Origin of the sequence: Gordonia sp. JH63 (genome assembly GCF_009856645.1) — a bacterium.
Lineage (GTDB): Bacteria > Actinomycetota > Actinomycetes > Mycobacteriales > Mycobacteriaceae > Gordonia > Gordonia hongkongensis.
Window position 1 is genome coordinate 1,317,011 of sequence record NZ_CP047235.1, and the last position, 25,679, is coordinate 1,342,689.

Annotated in this window: 26 protein-coding genes; 8 read left to right on the top strand and 18 right to left on the bottom strand. The window is 68.4% G+C overall.

Features of this window, described 5'->3' with window-relative positions:
- Positions 1-43: 43 nt before the first annotated feature.
- Complete coding sequence (locus GR168_RS05960; protein WP_065630762.1) at positions 44-1,171, bottom strand: citrate synthase 2; 1,128 nt, start codon at positions 1,169-1,171, stop codon at positions 44-46.
- A 128-nt stretch (positions 1,172-1,299) separates the two neighbouring features.
- Between GR168_RS05960 and pdxH the strand changes: the two genes are divergently transcribed.
- Entirely contained in the window at positions 1,300-2,034 is a 735-nt protein-coding gene (gene pdxH / locus GR168_RS05965) for a pyridoxamine 5'-phosphate oxidase (protein WP_065630763.1), read from the top strand.
- Between the two features lie 25 nt (positions 2,035-2,059).
- Here pdxH and GR168_RS05970 read toward each other — a convergent pair whose 3' ends face one another.
- Positions 2,060-2,506 carry a hypothetical protein gene (locus GR168_RS05970; RefSeq protein ID WP_159370290.1) on the bottom strand — a complete coding sequence of 149 codons (447 nt, stop codon included), beginning with the start codon at positions 2,504-2,506 and terminating at the stop codon, positions 2,060-2,062.
- 158 nt (positions 2,507-2,664) lie between these two features.
- Here GR168_RS05970 and GR168_RS05975 point away from each other — a divergent pair, with 158 nt between their 5' ends.
- Entirely contained in the window at positions 2,665-3,933 is a 1,269-nt protein-coding gene (locus GR168_RS05975) for an MFS transporter (RefSeq protein WP_065630765.1), read from the top strand.
- Positions 3,934-3,977: 44 nt separating this feature from the next.
- Entirely contained in the window at positions 3,978-5,051 is a 1,074-nt protein-coding gene (locus tag GR168_RS05980) for a 2-oxoglutarate and iron-dependent oxygenase domain-containing protein (protein WP_137810791.1), read from the top strand.
- 15 nt (positions 5,052-5,066) lie between these two features.
- Here the strand turns inward: GR168_RS05980 and GR168_RS05985 are convergent, their stop codons facing one another.
- The 6 genes from GR168_RS05985 to GR168_RS06010 form a co-directional block, all read right to left on the bottom strand.
- Positions 5,067-6,131 carry an oxygenase MpaB family protein gene (locus GR168_RS05985; protein WP_159370291.1) on the bottom strand — a complete coding sequence of 355 codons (1,065 nt, stop codon included), beginning with the start codon at positions 6,129-6,131 and terminating at the stop codon, positions 5,067-5,069.
- A 54-nt stretch (positions 6,132-6,185) separates the two neighbouring features.
- Positions 6,186-6,455 carry a DUF4235 domain-containing protein gene (locus tag GR168_RS05990; protein WP_058251595.1) on the bottom strand — a complete coding sequence of 90 codons (270 nt, stop codon included), beginning with the start codon at positions 6,453-6,455 and terminating at the stop codon, positions 6,186-6,188.
- A gap of 65 nt (positions 6,456-6,520) precedes the next feature.
- Positions 6,521-6,778 carry a DUF3618 domain-containing protein gene (locus tag GR168_RS05995; RefSeq protein WP_065630768.1) on the bottom strand — a complete coding sequence of 86 codons (258 nt, stop codon included), beginning with the start codon at positions 6,776-6,778 and terminating at the stop codon, positions 6,521-6,523.
- Positions 6,779-7,174 (bottom strand): phage holin family protein, encoded by a 396-nt coding sequence (locus GR168_RS06000; RefSeq protein WP_035718303.1) that lies wholly within the window; start codon positions 7,172-7,174, stop codon positions 6,779-6,781. It lies immediately after the preceding gene.
- 99 nt (positions 7,175-7,273) lie between these two features.
- Positions 7,274-8,146, bottom strand: coding sequence for a biotin-dependent carboxyltransferase family protein (locus GR168_RS06005; protein WP_137810793.1), 873 nt, complete (start codon positions 8,144-8,146; stop codon positions 7,274-7,276).
- Positions 8,143-8,808 carry a carboxyltransferase domain-containing protein gene (locus GR168_RS06010; protein WP_068970281.1) on the bottom strand — a complete coding sequence of 222 codons (666 nt, stop codon included), beginning with the start codon at positions 8,806-8,808 and terminating at the stop codon, positions 8,143-8,145. The genes GR168_RS06005 and GR168_RS06010 overlap by 4 nt, the downstream gene beginning before the upstream one ends.
- A gap of 125 nt (positions 8,809-8,933) precedes the next feature.
- On the opposite strand from GR168_RS06010, the gene GR168_RS06015 reads away from it, so the two are divergent.
- From GR168_RS06015 to GR168_RS06030, 4 genes are all read left to right on the top strand, one after another.
- Positions 8,934-9,884: a carbohydrate kinase gene (locus GR168_RS06015; protein ID WP_159370292.1), complete on the top strand. Its 951-nt coding sequence runs from the start codon at positions 8,934-8,936 to the stop codon at positions 9,882-9,884.
- 61 nt (positions 9,885-9,945) lie between these two features.
- A complete protein-coding gene (locus GR168_RS06020; RefSeq protein WP_078113443.1) occupies positions 9,946-11,268 on the top strand; it encodes a citrate synthase in 1,323 nt (440 codons plus the stop codon).
- 56 nt (positions 11,269-11,324) lie between these two features.
- The gene (locus GR168_RS06025; protein WP_159370293.1) at positions 11,325-11,693 is read left to right on the top strand and encodes an FKBP-type peptidyl-prolyl cis-trans isomerase; all 369 of its coding nucleotides are present in this window, start codon (positions 11,325-11,327) and stop codon (positions 11,691-11,693) included.
- A gap of 14 nt (positions 11,694-11,707) precedes the next feature.
- Complete coding sequence (locus GR168_RS06030; RefSeq protein ID WP_159371843.1) at positions 11,708-12,997, top strand: deoxyribodipyrimidine photo-lyase; 1,290 nt, start codon at positions 11,708-11,710, stop codon at positions 12,995-12,997.
- Between the two features lie 22 nt (positions 12,998-13,019).
- Here the strand turns inward: GR168_RS06030 and GR168_RS06035 are convergent, their stop codons facing one another.
- The 6 genes from GR168_RS06035 to GR168_RS06060 form a co-directional block, all read right to left on the bottom strand.
- A complete protein-coding gene (locus GR168_RS06035; protein ID WP_159371844.1) occupies positions 13,020-14,723 on the bottom strand; it encodes an HNH endonuclease signature motif containing protein in 1,704 nt (567 codons plus the stop codon).
- Positions 14,724-15,165: 442 nt separating this feature from the next.
- Complete coding sequence (locus GR168_RS06040) at positions 15,166-16,395, bottom strand: ABC transporter permease (RefSeq protein WP_065630772.1); 1,230 nt, start codon at positions 16,393-16,395, stop codon at positions 15,166-15,168.
- Positions 16,392-17,288 (bottom strand): ATP-binding cassette domain-containing protein, encoded by an 897-nt coding sequence (locus GR168_RS06045; protein WP_159370294.1) that lies wholly within the window; start codon positions 17,286-17,288, stop codon positions 16,392-16,394. Before GR168_RS06045 ends, GR168_RS06040 begins: the two co-directional genes overlap by 4 nt.
- The gene (locus GR168_RS06050) at positions 17,285-17,899 is read right to left on the bottom strand and encodes a hypothetical protein (RefSeq protein ID WP_159370295.1); all 615 of its coding nucleotides are present in this window, start codon (positions 17,897-17,899) and stop codon (positions 17,285-17,287) included. Before GR168_RS06050 ends, GR168_RS06045 begins: the two co-directional genes overlap by 4 nt.
- Entirely contained in the window at positions 17,896-18,219 is a 324-nt protein-coding gene (locus GR168_RS06055; RefSeq protein WP_159370296.1) for a helix-turn-helix transcriptional regulator, read from the bottom strand. The genes GR168_RS06050 and GR168_RS06055 overlap by 4 nt, the downstream gene beginning before the upstream one ends.
- A gap of 46 nt (positions 18,220-18,265) precedes the next feature.
- Positions 18,266-19,435 carry an NAD(P)-binding domain-containing protein gene (locus GR168_RS06060; protein WP_159370297.1) on the bottom strand — a complete coding sequence of 390 codons (1,170 nt, stop codon included), beginning with the start codon at positions 19,433-19,435 and terminating at the stop codon, positions 18,266-18,268.
- Between the two features lie 53 nt (positions 19,436-19,488).
- Between GR168_RS06060 and GR168_RS06065 the strand changes: the two genes are divergently transcribed.
- A complete protein-coding gene (locus GR168_RS06065; RefSeq protein ID WP_137810982.1) occupies positions 19,489-20,220 on the top strand; it encodes an enoyl-CoA hydratase in 732 nt (243 codons plus the stop codon).
- A 14-nt stretch (positions 20,221-20,234) separates the two neighbouring features.
- Here GR168_RS06065 and GR168_RS06070 read toward each other — a convergent pair whose 3' ends face one another.
- The 4 genes from GR168_RS06070 to purU form a co-directional block, all read right to left on the bottom strand.
- The gene (locus GR168_RS06070) at positions 20,235-21,329 is read right to left on the bottom strand and encodes an XdhC/CoxI family protein (protein WP_159370298.1); all 1,095 of its coding nucleotides are present in this window, start codon (positions 21,327-21,329) and stop codon (positions 20,235-20,237) included.
- Positions 21,330-21,387: 58 nt separating this feature from the next.
- Positions 21,388-22,203 (bottom strand): IclR family transcriptional regulator, encoded by an 816-nt coding sequence (locus GR168_RS06075; RefSeq protein ID WP_068972052.1) that lies wholly within the window; start codon positions 22,201-22,203, stop codon positions 21,388-21,390.
- A gap of 107 nt (positions 22,204-22,310) precedes the next feature.
- Entirely contained in the window at positions 22,311-24,767 is a 2,457-nt protein-coding gene (locus GR168_RS06080; protein WP_159370299.1) for an FAD-dependent oxidoreductase, read from the bottom strand.
- 57 nt (positions 24,768-24,824) lie between these two features.
- Positions 24,825-25,673, bottom strand: a complete 849-nt coding sequence (gene purU, locus GR168_RS06085) for a formyltetrahydrofolate deformylase (protein WP_068972041.1) — start codon at positions 25,671-25,673, stop codon at positions 24,825-24,827.
- Positions 25,674-25,679: the final 6 nt, after the last annotated feature.

Consider the following 25,679-nt stretch of genomic DNA (forward strand, 5'->3'; position numbering starts at 1 on the left):
CGACCCCGACCAGGCTGAACCTGGCCGCGCCTGTGGAAGGGGTCTACAGGCCCGGCTTCACGACGTCACCCCAGCCCTCGACGTCCTCCGGGCGACGGGGGCTCGGGCCGGTGTAGATCGCGGCCGGGCGGACCAGCTTGCCGAGGCGCTTCTGCTCGAGGATGTGCGCACACCAGCCGGCGGTCCGGCCGCAGGTGAACATCGCCGGCATCATGTGCGTCGGCACCTCGGCGAAGTCGAGGATGACCGCCGCCCAGAACTCGACGTTGGTCTCGATGGCGCGGTCGGGGCGTCGTTCCCGGAGTTCGGTGAGCGCGGCCTGCTCGAGTGCGGCGGCGATCTCGAAGCGGGGGACGCCCAATTCCTGGGCGGTGCGGCGGAGCACGCGGGCACGCGGGTCCTCGGCGCGGTAGACGCGATGCCCGAAGCCCATGAGCTTCTCCTTGCGGTCGAGGATCCCCTTCACGAGTCCCCGTGCGTCGCCGGTGTTCTCGACCTCTTCGATCATCGGCAGCACGCGTGCGGGGGCGCCGCCGTGGAGGGGGCCGGACATGGCGCCGATCGCACCCGACAGCGAGGCCGCGACATCGGCTCCGGTGGAGGCGATCACCCGTGCGGTGAACGTCGACGCGTTCATGCCGTGCTCGGCGGCGCTGACCCAGTAGGCGTCGATCGCGGCGATGTGCCGGGGATCGGGGTCGCCCTTCCAGCGGGTCATGAAACGTGCGGTGACGGTGTCGCATTCGTCGATGACGTGCTGGGGGACCGCGGGCTGGTGGATGCCGCGCGCGGACTGCGCCACGTACGACAACGCCATCACCGACGCGCGGGCGAGGTTGTCGCGGGCGGTTTCGTCGTCGATGTCGAGCAGCGGCTGGTAGCCCCAGATCGGGGCGAGCATGGCGAGCGCGGCCTGGACGTCGACGCGCACGTCACCGGTGTGGATCGGCAGCGGGAACGGTTCGGCCGGCGGCAGGCCGTCGCCGAACTTGCCGTCGACCAGGAGGGCCCACACGTCGGCGAAGGTCACCTTGTTCTCGACCAGGTCCTCGATGTCGACGCCGCGGTAGCGGAGGTTGCCGCCGTTCTTGTCCGGTTCGGCGATGTCGGTCGTGAAGGCCACCACGCCCTCGAGTCCGGCGACGAAATCCTCGGGAACAGTGTTGGCCATGGCAACCCACCTCACTCGACGTCAGTGTCGTGCATCCACGAGGATGCAATCCACGACGAACTGTAGATCAGCACGACGCCCCGCGTGTACCCCGGAGTAACGAGCACGGTCGGAGTAGCGTCAGGAAAGTGCTGGACGAGTCGCGCGACCCCATCGACCTGCCGAACATGCGCGTCGGATACGGCGGCGGCATCCCACCGAACATCGGCGAGGGCGACCGCGCCGCCGGTGCCGACGGCATCCGCGAGAACCTCGACCCGAGCTGGCTGCGGGGCGACCCGCCGTGGCTCGACCTCTTCCACGTCTGGCTCCGCGAAGCCGTCGACGCTCGGATCGCCGAGCCCAACGCGATGGTCCTCGGCACCGCCGACGCCGAGGGCAGGCCGTCGACCCGCACCGTCCTGTGCAAGGGGGTCGACGCGAACGGCGTTGTCTTCTTCACCGGGTACGACTCCGACAAAGGCCGACACCTGGCCGCGAATCCGTATGCCTCGGTGACGTTTCCCTGGATCGCGCTGGAACGGCAGGTGCACTTCCGCGGACCGGTCGAACACGTCAGCGCCCTGGAGATCCAGGCGTACTGGGAGCTTCGACCCCGCGGGTCGCAGCTCTCGGCGGCCGCGTCCGAGCAATCACGGCCCATCGGCAGCCGCGTCGAACTCGAGCAGAAGGCCGCCGAACTCGCCGAGGCCTACGGCGGGTTCGACGAGGGTGCCGAGGTCCCGGTCCCGTCCGATTGGGGTGGGTACCGCATCGTCCCGGTCGAGGTCGAGTTCTGGCAGGGGCGAGCGAACCGCCTGCACAACCGGGTTCGGCTGACCCACGTCGATCACTCCTGGCGGGCCGAACGGCTGCAGCCCTGAGCGTCGACACCCGTTCTGCGGGCCGTCAGCGGTAGTCGAGGCGGTTCGGGTCGAGTCTGGCGATACCGCACTGCGCCTGGGCGAAGATCGGTGCCCGGTACACATGGTGCGCGACGCGTACGCCGTTCACCCAGATCGTGCAGCGGGCATAACCGCCCCACGACGTGATGTTCGCGGCTGTCTGCTGTCGCTGCTTGTGCGAGGTGAAAGTGGTTGTGGTCGACCACAACCGGGTCTTCGGATCGTAGTCGCGCAGGCTCATGCCCACGCGGCCCCCGCGAGGTGACATCCGGTTGTGACCGCCGACCCACCAGAAGCCGTACGCGCTCTGCTGATCCGACGCGACCTGCACCGTGATGCGATCGCCGGCCGTCGGATACCGCGGACCGGCCTGTGCCGTCCCCGGAACCGCGAGGCCGAGTACGACGGCCACCGCGACCGTCACCACCGTCATCCAGCGTCGAACACCCATGTGCATCCCCTTTTCCGAGCCCCGACCAAGGTGCAAGGTGCGCCTCGGGCGGAATGACCATAGCGGAGGGCAGCGACCACGCGACGGCACTGTCCACAGGCGGCCTTGTGGAGTGCCTGCGTGGCCGGACGTCGGCGGGCGGTCCTAGCATCATGGAAATGCCCCGCCTCCTCGCCGACACCGCGCCGCTGCGCAACCAGTACTTCCGGCGACTGTGGCTGGCGAACATCGTCACCGTCATCGGCGCGCAGTTGAGTGTGGTCGCGGTGCCGGCCCAGATCTACGAGGTCACCGGTAGCTCTGCCTACGTCGGACTGACCGGTGTCTTCGGCCTGGTGCCGCTCGTCGTGTTCGGGCTCTGGGGTGGGGCGCTGGCCGACGTCGTCGACCGCCGGACCCTGCTCATCATCACGACCGTCGGCCTCATCGTCTGCAGCGCCCTGTTCTGGGCGCAGGCCGCGGCGGGTGGGCAGAACGTGTGGATCGTGTTGGTGCTCTTCGCCGTTCAGCAGGCGTTCTTCGCCGTGAACCAGCCGACGCGGACGGCGGTGCTACCGCGGCTGCTCGACGCCAAGGACCTGCCCGCCGCGCTGTCGCTGAACATGACGGTCATGCAGGCCGGCGCCATCGCCGGGCCACTCGTCGGCGGCGCCCTGATCCCCGTCCTCGGCTATTCGCTGTTGTATTTCGTGGACACGATCTTCCTGCTGCCGACGCTCATCGCCGTCGCGATGCTGCCGTCGCTGCGGCCGGAGAGCGATGCCGCGCCCAAGGTGGCCGGCCTGCGTTCGGTCCTCGAAGGGCTGCGGTATCTCGCCGGGCACAAGATCCTCCTGGCGTCGTTCCTGGTCGACCTGATCGCCATGATCTTCGGCATGCCGCGGGCGCTCTTCCCGCAGATGGCCCACGAGAACTTCGGCGGCCCCGAGGGCGGCGGCATCGCCTTCGCCCTGCTGTTCACGGCGATCTCCGCGGGAGCCGTCGTCGGTGGGATCTTCTCGGGCTGGGTCGCCCGCGTGCAGCGCCAGGGCCTGGCGGTCATCGTGTGCATCATCATCTGGGGTCTGGCGATCACCGGAACCGGGATCGCGGTGTCGTTCGCCGACGGCACAGCCATGCCGATGCTCCTCGTCGCGGTGGTGTTGCTGATGATCGGCGGTGCGGCCGACATGGCGTCGGCGGCGTTCCGGCAGTCGATCCTGCTCACCGCCGCGACCGACGAGGTCCGCGGCCGACTCCAGGGCGTGTTCATCGTCGTGGTCGCCGGCGGGCCCCGGATCGCCGACGTCGCCCACGGCGCCGCGGCCGCCTCGATCGGGGTCGCCGCCGCGACCGCGTTCGGCGGTATCGCGGTCGTCGTCGCGACCATCATCGCGGCGTTGCTGATCCCCGCCTTCGTGCACTACCGCGCCGGTCAGCGCACCTGAGAACGGGTTCCGCCGACCAGCGCGGTCTCGCGATCGGTGCCACCATGGACGCCATGACCGCCGCCGCCACCGGATTCGACGTACCGCTCATCGACATCTCGCCGTACACGCGGAACGGTGACCCGGCCGATCGGGCCGTGGTGGCGGCCAGGTTCGACGACGCGGCGAGTTCGGTCGGCTTCATCCAGGTCGTCGGACACGAGATCCCCGCCGCCGTCATCGACGAGTTCACCGCCGCCATGGACGTCTTCTTCGCGCTGCCACTGGAGCTGAAGAAGACCTACCGCACGCCGCCGGAGATCAATCGGGGATACGCGCCCCCGAAGTCGGAATCCCTGTCGTTGTCGCTGGGGGTCGAGTCCGCGGCACGCATGAACGACTTCTTCGAGGCCTTCAACGTCGGCGTGGAGGCGACGCAGTACCCGGAACTCGATCTACCCGCCGACCACTACGCGACGAACACGTGGCCGGCCGTCGAGCATTTCCAGGCGGCGGTGTCGGCATACTTCAACGAGGCACGACGCGTCGCCCACACGCTCACCAGGATCTTCGCCGATGCCCTCGACCTACCCGCCGACTTCTTCGAGGGATTCACCGACCATTCGCTCGACGTGCTCCGGATGAACAACTATGCGCTGCCGCCCGGTGAGATCGAGCTGGACGGCGACCTCACCGGCATGGGGGAGCACACCGACTACGGCATCGTGACCGTGTTGTGGGCCGACCAGGTCAAGGGTCTGCAAGTTCTCGACCAGCACGGTGACTGGCACGACGTGAGTCCCGCCGACGGTGCGTTGCTGATCAACCTGGGCGATCTGATGGCGCGCTGGACCAACGAGCGGTGGATGTCCACCCTGCACCGGGTGAAGCCGCCCGTCGTCGACGGAACGGTGGAGCGGCGTCGTTCGGCTGCCTATTTCCACGACGGCAACCTCGACGCGATGATCTCGACCCTGCCGTCGTGCGTGGGGGCGGGCAGCCGCTATTCGCCGATCACCGTGGGCGAACACATCGGTGCGAAGCTCGCCGGCTCCCGAGCGGGCCGTCCGAACCCGCACGCCCCTCGGGAGGCCGGACGTGTCCGGCAGGCGATGCGCCGAAGCCAGGGGCAGCAGTAGTCGTTCGGGCGTATGTCAGTCCGCGGTGAGCACACCCGGGTACGACGCCCGCCGTGCCGCGGTCACCGGGCAATAGTGCATCGGGTTGCCGCGCTCGCTCTGCGGCGGGAGATTGCGCGTCGGCGTGTGCACGATCGGTGCATCCACGGCGACCTTGCCGTGCACGCGATCCCACGCATCGCGCGGTCGGGGGTGGCGCAGCGCCCGCTTGGGTAGGAGCTTGTGCATCACGAGGTTGATGCCCTGACCCACCAGACGGAATAGACGTTCGTCCTTGTCGGTCCACTCGAGCCCGAGGATCTCGCGGATCGGCTCGTCGTAGAACCCGGTGGTCAGCCACATGAACAGTTTCTGGTTCTGCGGCACCAGGTACCGGTCCCACAGCCACGTCGGGATGAAGCTCAGGAACGGCGGGGGCGGCAGCTGGGTGATGTCGAGGACCGTGCGGACCGATACGTGATCACGAAGCACGTTGCGGCACATCTGGTCCCAATACTCCAGGAAGTCCTCGTAGGTCTCCGGGACGGGACGCATCGAGACGCCGTACTGGGCGTACCAGGCTTTGGACTCCTCGAAGAGCTGCCGCTTCTGGTCCTCGGTGAGGAAGGGTCCGAAGCGTTCGCACAGTCGGACGTTGCCGTACCAGAACGTGGCGTGGGCCCAGTAGAAGACGTCGGGATCCAATGCGTGATAGCGGGACCCGTCCTCCATGGTGCCCTTGACGGCGAGGTGGTAGTCGCGCACCTCTTCCCCCGTCCGGGCACCCGGGATGACGGAATCGAAGACGACGCCGCTGATCGGATACAGGGAGCGCATCAGGCGCTGCCACCGTTCGCCGAAGAAGTCCGAATGGTCCCACACCGCCGCACCCAGCTTGGGATGCATGTTCTGGATCGACCCGGCCCACAAGCCCTGGAACATCCCCGTCCAGGTCCCCCAGATCTGCCAGGTCAGCGAATCCGGGCCAAGGGGTTCGTACCCGTGTGTCGCCGACGACGCCGCGCCGGCCGGGCAGGTGGCCTCGGCCGACGCGGCGTCGACGGGACAGGTGTCCTGGGAAGCGTGCAGAACCTCGGCCATGAGACGAAACGATAGGTTCGTCTCACTCGGGTGTCAACCGAGGTCTACCGAGAGTCACTCCGGATTCTCGTGGGTCACCGCCCGGTACCCGCGCGCTCCGGCGCGGTCGACGGCGGCGCGAACGAGACCGAACACGAGTCCTTGCAGCGCGGCGGCCACGAGAACCTCTGTGTTGCTGCGCTCGAGATCCTTGGGATCGGGCGCCGACTCGTCGTCGGAGATCCGCTTCCAGATCTGCCCGAACACCGCGCCCGCGGCGATACCGCCGAGCACGCTGGTCGCGAGGGACATCGGTTTGTACATCGCCTTCGATACGGCACTCATGACAGCTCCTTGCTCTTGGCTCGACTACAACCGCCCGACGGCGGCCTCTCAGCGACGACGGCCGGTCAGCGACGACGGCGGCGGATCACGATGAACGCGCCCAGCGCCACCACCGCGGCGACGGCCGCACCGATCAACACGGTCTGGTTCTCCTGGGCCTTCACCTGCGCGGTATGCGCGGTTTTCGACGCCGCCTCGTTCACCCGTGCCGGGACATCCAGCTTGGCCGCGAGAGCGTCGACCGTCTCGGCCAGCTCCTCCCGCTGTTGTTCGATCGGCGGCGGATCGTCGGTCGGATTCTGGTCGGGATGTGTCTCACTCATCTACAGGTGCTCCTTCACAGTCGCCACGTCACGCTGGACACTCTCGACGGTTCGCTCCGGTGCCGGGGGCACAGCGGATTTGGCGCGCTTGGCGCCGATCGCCGCGGCGGCCCCGCCGATGACCAGCAGCACGACGCCGACGATCACCGCTGCCAGCCACGCCGGCACGGCGTTCGCCAGTCCGAGCACGGCCGCCGCGACCAGCGTGCCGAGGCCGAACAACACCAGCAGTGTGCCCGCGCCGGAAATCCCCGCACCCACCCCGATGCGGGTGCCCTTACCCTTCATCTCCGCGACGGCGTGCTGCAGTTCGGTCTTCACCAGGGTCGTCGTCTGCTGTTGCAGACGTTCGACGAGTTGCACGGTCGACAAGTCGTTCACAGACGGATCACTCACGCTCGTACCTCCTATCGGGACGCTCGTATGCGTTCCCGCGGCGGTCGAAGGCGAAACATCGTGTCCGCGCGATCAGCCCCGACGAAGTCGGATCTCCGATCAGCACTGACGAAATCGGATCTCCGATCCGGGTACAAGCTGCGCGGCCAGGTCCACCGCGCCCGCGGCGAGGACCGCCACCACGGGGTAGCCGCCGGTGACCGGGTGATCGGCGAGGAAGATCACCGGACGGCCGCTGGGCGGGACCTGGACCGACCCGTGGGCGATCCCCTCCGAGCGGAGCTCGGCGGCGCCGGCGCGATGGGCGAGGAGCGGCTGCGCCGACCCCTCCGCGCGGTCGATCCGCACCCCGACCCGGTTGCTGTCGGACCCGACCAGCCACGTTCCGACGAACAGATCGGACGGCGACTCGAGATGCCCGGCCCGCGGACCCTCGTGGCACTCCAGCACGACGACACGAGGGTGGTCGCGGTCTGCGGGGGCGGACAACGCGGTGGGCCAATCGCTCGCCGCATGGCCCACGGGCAGACGGTCGTCCGTGCCGAGAGGTGGCGGTCCGAGCCCGGACAGCGTATCGGTCGCCCGGGAACCCAGTACGGGCTCGACGTCGATCCCACCCCGCACGGCGATGTAGTTGCGCAACCCCCAACCGGGGGTGTCGAGGGCCAGCTCGTCACCGGCGCGCAGCACCAGTGCCGCGGCGAGCCCCGCGGGGACCCCGTTGTGGCGCACCACGGTATCCGCCCCGGTGACCGCGACCAGGGCGTCGGCGTCGACGCGTGCCCGGAACCCGCCCAGCGTCGTCTCGACGACTGCCGCCCACTCCGCGTTGCCCACAAGGCGATTGGCCAGCGCGAGGGCCCCACGATCAGCACCGCCGGAACCGGGGACACCGAGATCGGCGTAGCCCGGTCGGCCGTGGTCCTGAACAGTCGCGAGGGGTCCCGTCGCGAGAACAGTCAGCGCGGTCATGTGCCGTCGCGTCCGGCGTCGACGAAGCGGACCACCCGGCCCGCAGCGAGCCGGGCGGGGGGATCGGCACCGGCATCCCACAGCCGAACATCGGTGCGGCCCAGCAACTGCCAACCGCCGGGACTCGACCTCGGGTACACCGCGCTGTACCCGGCGGCAATCGCGACCGACCCCTCCGGAACATTCGTGCGGGCCTCCCGGCGTCGGCCGACGGCGTCGAACGGATGCGCTGCCTCGTCGTCGGCGACGAGATACCCGAAACCCGGTGCGAAGCCCATGAACTGGACGCGCCATCGGGTGCGACAGTGCAGCCCGATCACCTCGTCGGTCGTCATCTCCAGTGCCGCAGCGACATCCGGGAGGTCGGCACCGTCGTAGACGACCGGGATGACGATCTCGTCGGTGCTGTGGATGTCGGGATCGCCCGCGCGCTTCCGACGCCGGAGCGCCCGGCGGACACCGAGTTCGTCCAGCCCGCGGCCGGGACGGGCCTGGACCAGGACGGTGTGCGCGCTGGGCACGAGGTCGGTGACCTCGGGGAGTTCACCACCCCGGATCGCTTCGCGGAGCGCCGCGACCGCGCTGAGTACCGCGGCCGACGGTGAGTCGTCGGCCGAGAAGTCGAGGACCACCGCGTCGGGGCCCGCCGGCAGCTCGTGCATCCAACGAACTTACCCCGCGCGACACGGTGTCCCACCGATTGAACTCGGGCGGAGGGGCCTGCGTCCGGTGGCAGACTCAGAGAGGACGGGCGCGGGATGGCCGACGCGGAACGTGAGGAGAGACAGTGAGAGAGATCGTCGTCTGCGGTGAGGCGCTCGTCGATGTCGTACAGCAGGGCGGTGGCCGGCACGACACGACCGCCGGCGGTCTGGCGCCGTTGCAGCCCGCCCTCGGTGGTGGCCCGTTCAATGTGGCAATCACGCTGGGACGGTTGGGGAGTGCGGTCTCACTGCTGTCCGCGGTGTCCACCGACACCTACGGCGATGCGGTCCTCGACGCACTCCGGGCCGCCGGCGTGGGAACCGCGTTGGTCCAGCGTCGTGACGAGCCCACCTCGTTGGCCCTGGCGACCATCGCCGACGACGGTTCGGCGCACTACTCCTTCTACGTGGAGGGCACGGCAGATCGTGCGATCGACGATCCCGGCGCACTGCCGCCGACCGTCGCGGCGGTGACCTTCGGGACCCTCTCGCTGGTCCTGGAACCCGGTGCCACGGTGTACGAGAACCTGATGCGCAGATGCCGGGCCGAGGGCCGAGTCGTGGTGTTGGACCCGAACATCCGGCCCGCGGTCATCGCCGACCCCGAGGCCTATCGACGGCGCTTCCGGAGCTGGATGTCGTCGGTGGACGTGGTCAAACTGTCCGACGAGGACGCGGCCTGGCTCAACAAGGGGTCCGCGGGGAGTTCGACGACAGACTGGCTGGCCGACGGCGTCGCCGCGGTGGTCACCACGGCGGGAGCCGCGGGCATCACCGTTCGCACCGCGGCCGGTGAGGTGACCGCACCGGCTCCGGCCGTCGATGTCGTCGACACGATCGGCGCCGGGGACAGCGTGCTCGGGGGCCTCGTCAATCACCTGGACCGGCGTGGTCGACTCACGCCCGGAGCAGTGCGTTCCCTGACCCTCCAGCAGTGGCGGGAAGCGGCTGAATTCGCAGCTCACGTGGCTGCGGTGACGGTCTCGAGGCCCGGCGCCGACCCTCCGTGGGCGGGCGAGCTGAGAAGCGACTAGGTTGTACCTGTGTGTCCTACCCGGTCACTGTAAAAATCTCTGATCTGAATAAGGGGTTCGTGTGTCTGCTGAAACAGTCCCAGCCGACCAGGCGTCCGACACGGCCTCAGCGACCTTCACCTACCCCGGTGGACAGCTGGAGCTCCCGATCCTGAAGGCCACCGAGGGCACCGACTCGGTCGCGCTCGGCAAATTCCTGGCCGAGACCAATCTGACCACCTTCGACGGTGGCTTCGTGAACACCGCGTCGACCAAGTCGGCCATCACCTACATCGACGGTGACGCCGGCATCCTGCGCTACCGCGGAATCCCGATCGACCAGCTGGCCGAGAAGTCGACCTTCATCGAGGTGAGCTACCTGCTCATCTACGGGGAGCTCCCGACTCCGTCGCAGCTCGAGGACTTCACCACCAAGATCCAGCGCCACACCCTCCTGCACGAGGATCTCAAGCGCTTCTTCGACGGATTCCCCCGCAACGCGCACCCGATGCCGGTGCTGTCGAGTGCGGTCAACGCGCTGTCGGCCTACTACCAGGACTCGCTCGATCCCAAGGACGACGAGCAGGTCGAGCTGTCGACGATCCGCCTCCTCGCGAAGCTGCCGACCATCGCGGCGTACGCGTACAAGAAGTCGGCGGGACAGCCGTTCCTGTATCCCGACAACTCGCTGAGCCTCGTCGAGAACTTCCTGCGGATGACCTTCGGCTTCCCCGCGGAGCCCTACGAGGTCAACCCCGAGGTCGCCAAGGCCCTCGACATGCTGTTCATCCTGCATGCCGATCACGAGCAGAACTGTTCCACCTCGACCGTCCGCCTGGTGGGCTCGTCGCAGGCCAACCTGTTCACGTCGATCTCCGGCGGCATCAACGCGCTCTGGGGCCCGCTGCACGGCGGCGCCAACCAGGCCGTGCTCGAGATGCTCGACGACATCCGGGCCGACGGTGGCGACACCAAGGACTTCATGAAGCGGGTGAAGAACAAGGAGGCCGGCGTCAAGCTGATGGGCTTCGGTCACCGCGTCTACAAGAACTACGACCCGCGCGCCGCCATCGTGAAGAAGACCGCCGACACGATCCTGGAATCGCTTGGCGTGCAGGACGACCTGCTCGACATCGCCAAGGGTCTCGAAGAGGTCGCCCTCAACGACGACTACTTCATCGAGCGCAAGCTGTACCCGAACGTGGATTTCTACACCGGTGTCATCTACCGTGCGATGGGCTTCCCGACGCGCATGTTCACCGTGCTGTTCGCGCTGGGACGCCTGCCGGGGTGGATCGCGCACTGGCGCGAGATGCACGAGGACCCGACCACCAAGATCGGCCGTCCGCGTCAGCTCTACACCGGCTACACCGAACGCGACTACGTGCAGATGGGCGATCGCTGAGCGACCGTTCCGACGCACCGCCTGACCGCCGAACACCCGACTCAAAGGAGAGTCCAGTGACCAGCACCGAGAAGCCAGTGGTCGAGTTCCAGGCGGGACCCCCGCCGGCCGACCTCACCATCTCCGACCTCATCGTCGGCGAGGGCGAGGAAGCCGCTCGCGGCGGCATCGTCGACGTCCACTACGTCGGGGTCGACTACGAGACGGGCGAAGAGTTCGATTCGTCGTGGGATCGCGGCCAGTTGGCCAACTTCCCGCTGGACCGGTTGATCCCGGGCTGGCAGGAAGGCATCCCCGGGATGAAGGTCGGCGGACGCCGCCAGCTGACGGTTCCGCCCGAGCTGGCCTACGGCTCGGCCGGTGCCGGACACCGTCTCTCGGGACGGACCCTCGTGTTCGTCATCGACCTGCTCGGAGTGGGCTGACGTCCGCCACCGAACTGGTCTGGCTCAGGCGCGATCTACGCCTGAGTGACCTCCCGCCGCTCGCCGCGGCCGCCTCGAGGACCGATTCGTCGGTCCTCGTGTGCTTCGTGGTGGACCCGCGGCTGGAGAAGTCCGCGGGCGAGCGGCGGCTCGCGTTCCTGTTCGACTCCCTGCGGGAACTGGACGACAAGCTCGACGGCAAGCTGCTCGTCGTGCGGGGCCGACCCGAGGTCGAGATCCCGAAGCTGGCCCGGGCGGTCGACGCCGAACGGGTGCACATCTCCGAGGACTTCGCCCCGTTCGGCCGCCGACGCGACGAGGCCGTCGCCGACGCGCTCGGCGACATCGAGCTCGTGGCCACCGGGTCGCCGTACCTCGTCTCACCCGGTCGTGTCACCAAAGACGACGGCGAGCCGTACAAGGTCTTCACCCCGTACTTCAAGCGGTGGCGTGACCACGGCTGGCGTGCGCCCGCCGACTCGTCGGTGCCTGCGAAGAAGATCGTCGATCCGTCCGAGCTGACGAAGACCGGGCGCATCAAGATACCGAAGTCGCCGACCGGGTTGTCGTTGCCCGCCGGTGAGGACGCGGCGCTCGAGCGGTGGGCCGAGTACGTCGACGACGGTCTCGCCGACTACGACTCCGGCCGCAACGATCCCGCGGGTGACAGCACCAGCCGGATGTCGGCGTATCTCAAGTACGGCAACATCCATCCCCGCACGATGGCCGCCGATCTCGGCAAGGGCAAGGGGCCGCAAGCGTATCTACGCGAACTCGCCTTCCGCGACTTCTACGCCGACGTGCTGTTCCACTGGCCACATAGCTTGTGGCACAACTGGAATCGACAGTTCGACGGCATCGACCTCGACACCGACAAGAAGGCCTACGAGCGTTTCGACGCATGGAAGGCAGGGCGTACCGGTTTTCCGCTCGTCGACGCCGGGATGCGTCAGCTCGCGGAGACCGGGTACATGCACAATCGGGTGCGCATGGTGACCGCGTCCTTCCTCGTCAAGGACCTGCACCTGCCGTGGTGGTGGGGAGCGGAATGGTTCCTCGAGCAGCTCATCGACGGTGACATGGCGTCGAACAACCACGGCTGGCAGTGGGCCGCCGGTACGGGAACCGATGCGGCGCCGTACTTCCGGGTGTTCAACCCCGAGGCGCAGGCCAAGAAGTTCGATCCCGACGGCGAGTACGTCCGACGCTGGGTCGGTGACGTCGAAGCCGACGACTATCCCGAGCCGATGGTCGATCACAAGGCCGAGCGTGAGGAAGCGCTCCGCCGTTTCGGCCAGATCTAGCTGATCTCAGAGGACGAGTCCGTCAGAATGGTGGCGGGTTCTCGAGGAAGTCGCGACGGTCGGCTTCGAGTTCGGCCTCGCGTCGTTTCTTGTTGCGGGCGCGTTCTTGTCGCCGGCGGGCCAGTTTGGCGTCCAGTCGGCTGTGTGTGCGCTCTGGGTTGTCGGTGGTGATCACCCGCGGGGTGGGTGGGGCTTGGGCGGGTTGGTCGAACCGGATACGCCGCAGGTTCGGGAAGGTGTCTTCGAGGGTTTCGGCGTCGCCGGGCAGGGTGACCCCTTCGGGGGTCTCGTATTCGGTGACCAGGCGTCCGTCGTCGTCGCGGTATTGCACATCGACCCAGTCCCCGTGGGTTTTGAACAGGTGACTAGGTCGGCATTTGGCGTTGAGGTTCTCACTCGACGTCGCTCCACCCCGGGCGGGGTCGGTGTGGTCGTATTCGGTGACGTGGTCGAGATCGCAGGCGAATACTGAACGGGTGCAGCCGGGTTCGGTGCAGTATCCGTCCCGCACGCGTACGAAGTCGGCGCACGCCGTGGTGGGCCGGTACCCGTTGCCGGGGTGCGTAGCCGGATACACCACCGCGACACTCGCGGTGGTCTCGACGGGTCGATCGGGTTCGGCTGCGTCCGTTCCGTTTTCGCCGTGTGCGCCGGTCGTGGCGGCGTCGGCTCGGGTGTCCTCGGCTGGTGCCGGGCGCTGGGCGGTCCGCCGCTGGTCGGCGTCGTTGGTGCTGGGGGCGACGTAGGTGGGTTGGGTGCGGGCGGGGGTGACCGGGGTGAGGGTGGCGTCGGGGCGGGCGGCGAGGTCACGGACATGCTCATCGCTGATGATGCCGTGCTCGTCGAGGAACCCCACCCCGGGTGCCCCGGCCAGGGTCGTGGCATCGGTCACCACATGGATCACGACCTCGGCGCGGACCGCGTCGAGGACGCTCTGTGGGTCGGGGATGTCGGCGGTGCACGGCTGTTCATCGTCGCACTGGCAGTCGAATGCCGTGCGGGTCAACAGGGCGAACATCGCATCGGATCGTCGTATCCCCTGGGTGCGGCCGTCTCGCTTGCAGACGGAGTCGGCGAGGATGGCGACGGCTTTGGCCGAGATCCGCACGTTTTCCGCCGACATCACGGCGGTGAGTTCGGCGGTGCCGTCGGGCAGTTCGTGAGTCCACACCCCACGCTGATCCATCGCGTCTTTGCGGCGTTGACGTACCGCATCCGGATCGTGGCGGAACACCAGGCGGTCGACCATGTCCCGCAACCGCGCCCGATCCCACACACCTGTACGGCGACGCACCGTGTCGGCGATCTCGGCATCCAACGCGGGGGTGATCGGGTCATCGGCAGGGATCAGCTCGGTGCGGGAGATGACCAACCGGATCTGCCACTGCGCCAAGACCCCGTCACGCAGGGTGTCAGCTACCTCGGGGAGCCGGTCGCGTAGTGCGATGGCCTCGTCGATCAGGGTTTCGGCGTGGCGGCGGGACACCCCGGCTTGGCGGGCGATGCGGGCGGCGCAGTCAGCGTGACCGTCCATCACGAACCCGGACGCGCTGGTGGTGATCAGGCGGTCGGTCATCGCTGCGATCGTCTGATAGCGGTGCCAGGCAAGGTAGGACTCGCCGCGCCGGGTGGCGTCGAGGCCGGCCATCAACATGACCATGTCGGTCTCGGCGGCGTGGGCAGGATCGACCCCGGCGGTGTACTCGCCCGGTAGATCGGTCCACACCCGCACAACGCCCCCCCGACGCCGGTTTCGTCACCCGCCCCGAGCTGGGTGAGCTGTTACCAACCAATCTAAACCCGACCACCGACAAAACCTGGATGAGTCTCCACAGCAGATGACATCGTCGTAGACGAAATGTGCGCTGGGCGTTGCGGTATGGTGCCGTCCGGGTCGGTGGTGGCTGAGATCGTCGGGTCGCCAGGTGGTTTCGACACGGCGACTCGCCTAGCGGCTCGTTGCCGGCTCAACCAGCGGGGGTGGGCGACTCGCCTGGCGGCTCGTTGCCGGCTCAACCAGCGGAGGGCGCGGCGAAGGGTCCTGCCACGCATCGCAACAGGACCCTTCGTGACGCTCGCAAGCTCGCTCCTCAGGGATCGGAGGGTGACGCTCGCAAGCTCGCTCCTCAGGGATCGGAGGGTGACGCTCGCAAGCTCGCTCCTCAGGCTCAGCGGGCGAGCTTGAGCACCTCGCCCCAGCCGATCCGCGAGCCGGTGCGCAGGATGGACCGCTGGTAGATCCGCGCGGCGATCCAGGTGGCGGCCGCGCACGCGGCGCCCATCAGGCCGAAGGTGACGATGATCTGGACGGCATCGGTGTCACCGGTCGCGATGCGCATCGGCATGAGCGCCGCGCTGAACGGCGGTATCCAGCTGAGCACCTCGATCAACGTCGAATCCATCGCCTGCACACCGAAGATGCCGGAGTACAGCACCGCCACCGCGAGGAATGTCAGCGGCGCGGACGACGAGTTCAGCTCCTCCTGCCGGGAGACGATGGCCCCGGTTGCCGCGTAGAGCGAGGAGAAGAACAGGAAGCCGAGGATGAACCAGGCGATCACCGCCGCGAACATCCCGATGGCGGCGCCCGGAAGGGTGAGGATTCCGGTCGCGGTTCCCGCGATCAGCGCGGTGGCACCGAGCAGTACCACCTGCCCGAGGGCGACCACACCGATGCCGATGATCTTGCCCCACAACAGATGCAGCGGCTTGATGGTCGCCAGGAGCAGTTCTACGACGCGCGACGTCTTCTCCTCGACGACGCCGACGGCGACCATCGTGCCGCCCATCATGATCGCGGTGACGAGCAGCACCACGCCGACCATCGCGATGAGCAGGCGCTGTCCCTCGTCTGGGTTGTCCGGTTCGGTCTGCGAGACCGAGATGTCCACGGTCGGCAGGGCGGCGGCGTCGACACCGCGTTCGGCCAGTGCCGCAGAGAGATTCGCCTGCGACACCGCGGTGCGGATCGGGCCCTCCACAGCCGGTTCGAGGCTGTCCTTGGTGATGATCACATACGATCCCGGCGTCTCTCCGGGCACCAGCGCGGCCTTCACGTCGCCGCTGTTGACCCGATCGCGTGCCTGTTCGACGGTGTCGGCCGGCTCGGTGGCGATCGTCGTGCCGGAGGCCTCACCGACGGAGACGATGGATTCGGTGACGGCGGCCGGCTGACCCACGACGGCGACCTTCTCGACGTCGTCGCCGCCGGAGAACAGGTTGATGATGATGGACCCGGCGACGATCACGATCATCAGCAGCGCGGTACTGACGACGAAGGACTTGGTCTTGGCGCGCGTGGTGATCTCGCGGCCGGCGACGAGTCGGATCGCCTGTGCGGCAGATGCTCTCGGATCGGAACCGGTGGTGGACACCGGGGTGTCGGGTAGCGTGGTCATGCGGAAACCACCTCTCGGAACAGGTCGGTCAGGGACGGGGTCGAGGTCGCGAACCGGTGCACCGGCCCGTTCTGGAGGGCGGTCGCCAGGATCAGCTGATCGTCGGCGATCTCAGGGTCGATCAGCAGGCGGGTCGTCTCGCGGTAGTCGACGCCGCGGACACCGGGCAGGGAGTCGGCCCACGCGACATCGGCACGCGGCCCGGTGATCTCGAGCGTGATGCCCTCGCGTGCACGCAGGTCGTCGACCGTGCCGAGGGCGCGCATCTCACCGCGCGCGATGATGCCCACCCGGTTGCAGAGTCGCTGCACGAGGTCGAGTTGGTGCGAGGAGAAGATCACCGGGATGCCCTCGGCAGCCTTCTCTTTGAGCACGTCGCTCATCACGTCGACGGCGACGGGGTCCAGGCCCGAGAACGGCTCGTCGAGCACCAGGACGCTGGGATCGTGGACCAGGGCGGCGGCGAGCTGGACCCGCTGCTGGTTGCCGAGGCTCAGGTCGGCGACGTTGTCGTCGTAGCGGGCGCCCACGCCGAGGCGATCGGTCCACCGCTGGACGGAATCCTGCGCCTCGGCCGCCGACATCCCGTGCAGCCGTGCGAGAAAGGTCAGCTGTTCGCCGACCTTCATCTTGGGGTACAGGCCTCGCTCCTCGGGCATGTACCCGATTCGTCGACGCAGATCGAGGTCGATCGGCTGGGTGCCGAGGCGAACCTCTCCGGCGTCGGCGGCCAGCACGCCGAGGATGATGCGCATCGTGGTGGACTTGCCGGCGCCGTTGCTGCCGACGAACCCGAAGATCTCACCGGGGTCGACGGAGAAGGTCATGTCGCGCAGGGCGATGAGGTCTCCATAGCGTTTGTGGAGCCCGTCGACGATCAGTGGTGCGGTCATTGCGCACTCTCCTCACTGGGGATGGTGGTCGGGTCGGATGTCGATGACGCGAAGTCCTCGGGATCGGGATCGGCCATCCACCACGCGGTGAGCATGGTGGGCACGCAGATCGCGGCGAGGACGAGCGTGATGAGCAGGATGGCCGATCCGTAGACCGCCTGGCCGGACACCTGGTCGTCGAAGCTGAGGACGACCAGCACCGCGTACGGGATGAACATCAGGCTGTACAGGACGGTGAAACCGATGGAACGCGCCGAATTGCGTTGCGCCACCTGGATCTCGTCGAGAGCGGTGACCGGCGTGTCGGCGATCGACCCGGTGACGATCCGCGTCAGGTACAGGGTCGTGATGATGCCGGCGAGTCCGACCAGGAAGGGCACCAGGAAGATTCCGGTGTCGAAGAACGCGAGAGTCGAGCTGAGGATCAGCAGGATGGCGAAGAACGCCTGCACGAGGACGAGTCGTCGATAGGTTCGCCGGGTGCGCCACGAGGTGAGGCGGTGGGCGTTCTTGTCGTTGAACTCCTGGTGCCGGCGGCCCCGCCACTCCTCGTAGCGGCGCCAGAGGGCGGGTGTGGCCTCCTCGGGGATGGCCGAATTGGGGTCGTTCATCGTTCACCTCCGGACTCGTCGGTGTGGGTGGCTGGATGCAGGTCTTGACGTGGCGACGATTGGCGCCGGTACAGCGCCGACGACATCGCCCCGAATTCGTGCCGGCTGAACACCGCCTCCACCGGTAGGTCGAAGACGTCGCAGATGCGGAACGCCAGGTCGAGGCTGGGGTAGTTGTCGCCGCGCTCGAGTGCGCCCACCGATTGGACGTTGATGCCGACGACTGCGGCGAGTTCGGCCCGCGACATCCGACGCTCCGCCCGCAGCACGCCGATGCGGTTGTAGATGGGGAGCTTTTCCCCACGGCGTATTGGACTCACCTGACTCAGTGTTGTGAAAACACAACAACTTGTCAAGTGGTGGCAACTACGCCGTGTTCCCAGAAGAGCGTGAGGGCACCCCGAGCAGCTCGGCCGCGACCCGTGCCGCCTCCCGCCCGGCGCGATTGGCCCCGATCGTCGAGGCCGACGGGCCGTAGCCGAGCAGTTGGATCCGGGGATCGGCGTCGACGACCGTCGCGAGGCGGCCGGACATCGTGATGCCGCCCCCCGGCGCGCGCAGGCGTAACGGGGCGAGATGGTCGATGGCGCTGCGAAAACCGGTGTTCCAGAAGATGACGTCGACATCCAGGTGCTCCGGGACGTCCGGGTGATCGGGGGAGTCGCCGGATGGTCCGTCGCAGTCCCAGCACACCCCGGTCTCGGTGATGCGGGTGAACATCGGACGCCACGCGAGGATTCCGTCGCGCTGCGCGGCCGCGATCGCGGGGGTGAGTGCCAGCCCGGTCACCGACACCACCGAGGTGGGCGGGAGCCCGGCGCGCACCCGCCGTTCGACGCGGGCGACGGCCTCGCGCCCCTGCTCGGGGGTGAACGGTTCCGGGTTGAAGACGGGCTCGCGCCGGGAACACCAGAACGTCTCGCTGCCGGGCGCCTCCCGGGCGATCTCGATCAGCAATTGGACGGCGGAGATGCCCGCGCCGACGACCAGGACCCGCTTGCCCTCGAACTCCGCGGGCGATGTGTAGTCGTGCGTGTGCAGCTGCCGGCCGCGGAAATCGGCGGCTCCAGGGATATGTGGGATGAACGGACGGTCCCAGGTGCCGGTGGCGTTGACGATGAGTTTCGAGGTGACCGACCCGCCGACGCCCAGCTCGGCGCGGAAACCGTCGTCCTCGCGGCGTACGGCGCGCACGTGCACGGGTCGATGCACGGTCAGGCCGAACTTCTCCTCGTACCGCCCGAAGTACTCGGGGACGGCGGTGGCCGCCGGGAGCTCGTCACAGTCCAGGCCGAGAGCCTCGACGAGGCCCCACCCCGGCAGGTCGTGGACGCGGTTGGCGGTGGCGAGGGTGAGCGTCGGCCACCGGAACTGCCAGGCCCCGCCGGGCCCGGGGGCGTGGTCGAGGATCTGGTAGCGAGCGCCGAGGCCGAACCGCCCGAGAAAATAGGCCGCCGACAGTGCGGCCTGTCCGCCGCCGATGATCAACACATCCGAGTGCGGTGCGGGCGCTGCGCCGGCCGGGGAAATCTGCACGTCCCCACCTTGTCACGACGTGTCGAATGGGTGCGGTGGGTAGGTTGGGGCCCATGATTCACTCCACCACCGACGGGGCGGTCGTCACGATCGAGCTGGACCGGGCCGACAAGCGCAACGCCCTGAACGACGAGATGCTCGCGGGCCTGTCCGATGCGTTCGACGCCGCACTCGGGTCCGGCGCACGCGCCATCGTGGTGACCGGGCGGGGGCCGGTGTTCAGTGCCGGCGCCGACCTGTCCGGTCCCGTGTACGAGAAGGGCTTCCTCGACACCCTCGTCGGGACGCTGAAGAAGATCGAGTCATCCCCGGTGCCCGTGCTCGCGGCGCTGAACGGCTCTGCGATCGGCGCAGGATTGCAGCTGGCGATGGCCGCCGACCTCCGGGTGATGGCGCCGGATGCGATCGCGGGCATACCGGCGGCGAAACTCGGTGTCGCCGTTGACGAATGGACCATCCGACGCCTGGTGTCGCTGGTGGGGGCGGGGCAGGCCCGGGGGATGTTGATCGGGTGCGATCCGCTGACCGCCGACCGTGCGCACGCACTCGGGTTCGCCAACCGCATCGGCGACCTCGCCGACGCGCAGCACTGGGCGGAGACGATCGCCGGCCTCGCCCCGTTGACGCTGCAGCATTACAAGCTCGTCCTGAACGGCGACGGTGCGCGCGACGCCGCGCCCGAGGATCGGGCGGCGGCGATGATGCGTGCGTGGGAGAGCGACGACCTGCGGGAGGGCCGCGCGGCCCGGGCCGAGAAGCGTCCGCCGCGGTTCACCGGGTCCTGACCCGGAGGCCGACGCTACCGGCGGTGGATCGGTCCGTCGCCGGCGTGCAGCGGTGCGCCGGTGGCGCCGTGCCGCTCGGCGATGAGTTGCGCCGCGATGGCGACTGCGACCTCGCCCGGGGTGTGCCCGCCGAGATCGAGGCCCAGGGGTGAGCGCAGCCGGTCGAGTCGGACGTCGTCGACGCCCGCCTCGCGGAGGCGTTGGTCGCGATCGGCGACCGTCCGCCGCGACCCGAGTGCACCGACGAAGCCGAGTTGCCGGCAGCCGAGTGCCACCTGCAGGGTCGGTACGTCGAATTTCGGGTCGTGCGTCATCACGCAGACCGCCGTCGACGGACCCGCCCGGCCGTCCTGGATCTGTTCCGCCAGATAGCGATCCGGCCAGGAGACGACGACCTCGTCGGCGTCGGGGAAGCGTTCGGGGGTGGCGAACACCGGTCGTGCGTCGACGACCGTCACCCGCATGCCGAGACCGGCCCCGATCGAACTGAGTGCACGCACGAAGTCGTTGGCGCCGACCAGGATCAACCGGGCCGGCGGCCCGAAGGTCTGCACGAAGGTCCGGGGACGTTCGTCGGACGGGGCATCGCAGTCGTCGATGCCGATGAGGCCGCTCCGGCCGGTGGCGAGGAGGTCGGCGACGTCGCGGTCGAGGCGGCGCCACGGCTGCTGTGAGGCGGCGGTGGCGAAGTACCAGTCGGTCTCGTCGGTGAGGGTCGTGGCCCACGAGACGGGTTCGCCGGCATCGATCGCCGCCGCGAGTCGGTCGAGCTGGCCGCGCCGACCGCTGCTCGGTGCGACACGTTCGACGAGAACTTCGATCTGCCCGCCGCAGGTCAGACCCGGCGCGGGACTGTCGGGGTCGTCGATGCCGTACTGTTCGACGATCGCGACCCCGTCGGCGAGGACGTCGCGAGCGGTGTGCACGAGAGCTGATTCGACGCAGCCACCGGAGACCGAACCGATCACGGTGTCGTCCTCGGTCACGATCATGGCCGCGCCGAGCTCGCGGGGTGCCGATCCCGACGCGCCGACGACCCGGCAGAGTGCGACCGGACGCGCGTCGTCGCCGTCGAGAAGTTCGGTCAGGGACCGCAGGACGTCGCGCATGTTCTCCAGTGGACCAGATCTCCCCGACTGCGGCCACGTGGGCGGCGGCCGGCCGACGTCACGACTTCTCGATGATCCCGGGGGCGCTGGCCGAACCCGCCGCACGGTAGCCGAACATGCGGCTGAGATCGGCGGCCGCAGAGACGACGGTCGCGGTCAGCTCCTCCGTGTCGTCCGGGTCGAGCCGATAGCGCGGGCCGGAGACGCTCAGGGCCCACACGATGGTGCCCGTGTGATCGCGTACCGGTGCGGCAATCGCCACCAGGCCGACCTCGAGTTCCTCCACCGCCATCGCCCAACCCCGGCGCTCGACCTCGCGCAGGTCGGCGACGAGGTCGTCGATGTCGACGACCGTGTGGTCGGTGAACCTGGTCAACCCGCCCGCGAAGGTCTCGCGCACCTCGTCTTCGGACAGACCTGCGAGCAGGACCTTCCCCGAGGACGTCGCGTGAGCGGGGGAGGCCTGGCCCACCCAGGTGCGGAGGGCGACCGCGGACGGCCCTTTGGCCTCGACGACGTTGATGGCCTGCGACTCGGCGAGGACGGCGAGATTGGTGGTCTCACCGGTCTGCGCGGCCAGCGCGTCACAGGTGTCCTGCCCACATCTGGTCATGTCGAGGGTTGCCATCGTCGACCCGGCGAGGCGGACCACCGTGAGGCCGATCCGGTACTTGCGACCGTCCGGTACCTGCTCGACGAAACCGCGTGCCTCGAGTGACGAGACGATTCGGGAGACGGTGGATTTGTGGACGCCGAGCTCGACGGCGAGTTCGGTGATGCCGGCCGACCCGGCGGACCCGATGAGCTCCAACACCTGCAGTGCCCGATCGACCGCGCCCCCCGGACGTTCGGTCTCCGCACTCTGCTCAGTCATCGCAGCGCCCAGGGTACCGGTCGGGGCGGGTGGGACCGGAACCGCGTCGCGAACCGCGGCAAGCCGTCCCGGGCGGGTCACGGGCGTCGGTGGGTACCCGGAACCGCTCATCTCCGGATCCGGGTCATCTGAGGATCGACCACCGGGTCGGCGATGACGACGGCCGTGTGATGGGTGGTCTGGTAGGCGACGTCGACCGAGGTGTCGTCGGGGAGGTCGGCGGGCAACCAGGCGTAGGCCAGGCACGCGCCGACCGTCGCCGACCACCCGGCGCTGGTGACGTAGCCGACGACCCGGCCGCCCACCGATACCGGCTCCTTGCCCAGGACGACCGCCGCCGGATCGACGAAACGCAGGGTGCGCAGCGTGTTCGGCGCATCACGCTCGGCCAGGGCGGCGCGGCCGAGGAAGTCGTCCGCGGTCTTGCGGATGGCGAAACCGAGCCCGGCAGCAGCGGGCGTGTGCTCGGTGGTCATGTCGGAACCGGCCGCCCGATAACCCTTCTCGATCCGCAGGCTGTTGAAGGCGATCCGGCCGGCCGCGATGATGCCGTGGGGATCGCCCGCCGCTGCCACCGCGTCCCACAGCGCCGGTCCGTCGGCCGCGGAAGTGTAGATCTCCCAACCGAGTTCGCCCACGTACGAGACCCGCATCAGGGTCACCGGGATTCCGGCCACGGTGGTGGTGAGCGCACGGAAGTAGCGGAGGCCGTCGTTGGTGAGGTCGGCCGGCGTGAGCGGTGCCAGCACGTCGCGCGCCAGCGGGCCCCAGAGACCGAGACAGCAGGTGGCCGTGGTGATGTCGCGCAGGACGACCGAGCCGTCCGCCGGGAGGTGCCGGTTGATCCAGTCGAAGTCCAGCGGACCGTTGGCGCCCACCTGGAACACGTCGTCGGCGAGCCGGGCGACGGTCAGATCCGAACGGATGCCGCCCTTCTCGTCGAGCATCAGCGTGTAGGTCACCGAACCGACGGACTTGTCCATCTTGTTGGTGGTGAGGTGTTGAAGAAGGGCGAGCGCACCCGGACCCGACAGCTCGAACCGGGTCAGCGGGGTCATGTCGTACATCGCGACGTGGCTGCGGGTATGCGCCGCCTCGGCGACGGAGACAGGCGACCAGTGCCGGGCCGACCAGCTGTCGCGCTCCGGTACGACGAGCCCGTCGGCGAGCTTCTGATCGAGCAGCGGACGGTTGGCCTCGTACCAGGCGGGCCGCTCCCAGAGTCCGCTCTCCCAGAATTCCGCTCCGAGTTCGGCCTCGCGATCTTGGAAGGGGCTGAGACGCACGTTGCGCGGGGCCTTGCGCTGATCGTGCGGGTGGATGATGTCGTAGACCTCCACGAAGGCCTGCGAACTCGTGGTCAGGATGAAGTCGTCGGTGAGTGCGTCGTCTTCGAAGCGGTACAGGTCGGTCTCGTGGACGTCGACACCGGGAATGCCGTCGATCATCCACTCCGCCATCGTCTTCGCGACGCCCGCCGAGTGGGTCACCCACACGGCCTCGGCGACCCAGAAACCGGCCAGGTCGCGATGTTCGCCCATGACCGAATGGCCGTCGGGGGTGAACGAGAAGATCCCGTTGAAGCCCTCCTCGACCTTGCCGTTGCCGAGTTCGGGTAGAAGGGCCACCGAGTGCTGCCACGCGTCGTCGAAGTCCTCCGGGGTGAACATGAGCTTGGAGGGCATGTCCGCCAACGTGATCGCGGTGTCGTGGTCCAGATCGCCCACGTCCGAGGGCATCGGCCGGTGACCGTAATAGCCGATGCCGATCCGGTCGCCGTGTTCGCGGTAGTACAGGTCGCGGTCCTGGTGGCGCAGGATCGGCAACGTCGCCTCGGCCAAAGCGGAGTTGACGCCCCTGCGAGAGGCGACGGGGGTGGTGATCGCGTATTGATGGGCCATCGGTACCAACGGGATGGTCAGTCCCACCCGGCGGCCGAATTCGCGGCCCCAGAAACCGGTGCAGCACACCACGATGTCGGCGTCGACGACTCCGGTCGAGGTGCGCACCCCGCGCACCTCGCCGTTGGCCTCGACCACGTCGATGACCTCTTGTCCGCCACGGAACTCGGCGCCGCGCGCCATCGCGCGGCGGGCCTGGGCCTCGACCGCGCGCAGCGCTTTCGCGAGGCCGTCGTTCGGCGTGTGCAAGCCGCCGAGGACGGCATCGCGTTCGAGGAGCGGATGCATCGCAGCGCATTCCGCGGGGTCGACGAGTCGGTGTTCGATGCCACGAGCGGCCGCCCACCCGGCCTTGCGATGCAGGTCCTCCCACCGTTCCGGGGTGGTGGCCACTTCCAGTCCGCCCACCGGGTTGAAGCACCAGCCGTCGGGATGAGTGAGCGCGGAGAACTTCTCGATCGTGTAGGAGGCGAGCGCGGTCATCGTCTTGGACGGATTCGTCGCGAAGACGAGGCCCGGCGCATGCGAGGTCGACCCGCCTGTGGCGAAGAGCGGGCCGCGGTCGAGGACGGTGACGTCGGTCCAACCGCGCTCGGTGAGCTCGTCGGCGAGTGAGGTACCGACGATGCCGGCGCCGACGATCACGACTTTCGGTGCAGCCATGGGGAACAATCCTTTTCGGGCAGGTGTGGGGTCTGTAGGAGCCGGGTCCGGGGCCGGTCAGGTGAAGACGACGGTGCTGGTCCCGTTCATCAACACCCGGTACTCGCTGTGCCACCGCACGGCGCGCGACAGGGCCAGCGCCTCGGCGTCGCTGCCGACAGTGGCGAGTCGGCGCGGATCGTGGGTGTGGTCGATGCGGATGACCTCCTGCTCGATGATCGGGCCCTCGTCGAGATCGGGGGTCACGTAGTGCGCGGTGGCGCCGACGTACTTGACTCCGCGCTGGTGCGCCTGGTGATAGGGCTTGGCGCCCTTGAACCCCGGCAGGAACGAGTGATGGATGTTGATCGCCCGGCCACGCAGGGCCGAACAGGTCTCGTCGGAGATGATCTGCATGTACCGGGCGAGGACGACCAGATCGACGTCGTAGGACGACACCAGGTCGAGCATCGCGTTCTCGGCCGCCGGCTTGGTCTCCGGGGAGACCGGTAGATGGTGAAACGGAAGGCCGGCCGATTCGGTCATCGGGGCCAGATCGGCGTGGTTGGAGGCGACGGCGACCAGCTCACCGCCGAGGGTGCCCGAACGCCAGCGGAAGATCAGGTCGTTGAGGCAGTGCCCCAGTCGAGAGACCATCACCAGGATCCGCTGCGGTGTCTGGTCGTTGATCGAGTATTCGGCGCCCAGACCGGTGGCGAGATGATCGAAAGCCGCCGACAGCTGCTGCGAGCCGGACTCGTGGGCGGACGCGAATTCGGTACGTACGAAGAGGGTGTGGGTCATCGGGTCGTCGTACTGCTGATGGTCGAGCACCTCGCAACCGTGGCTGTAGAGGAACGAGCTGATCGCGTGCGTGACGCCGCTGCGCGACGGGCATCGCAGGGTGAGGGTGAATCGATGAGACATGTGGTT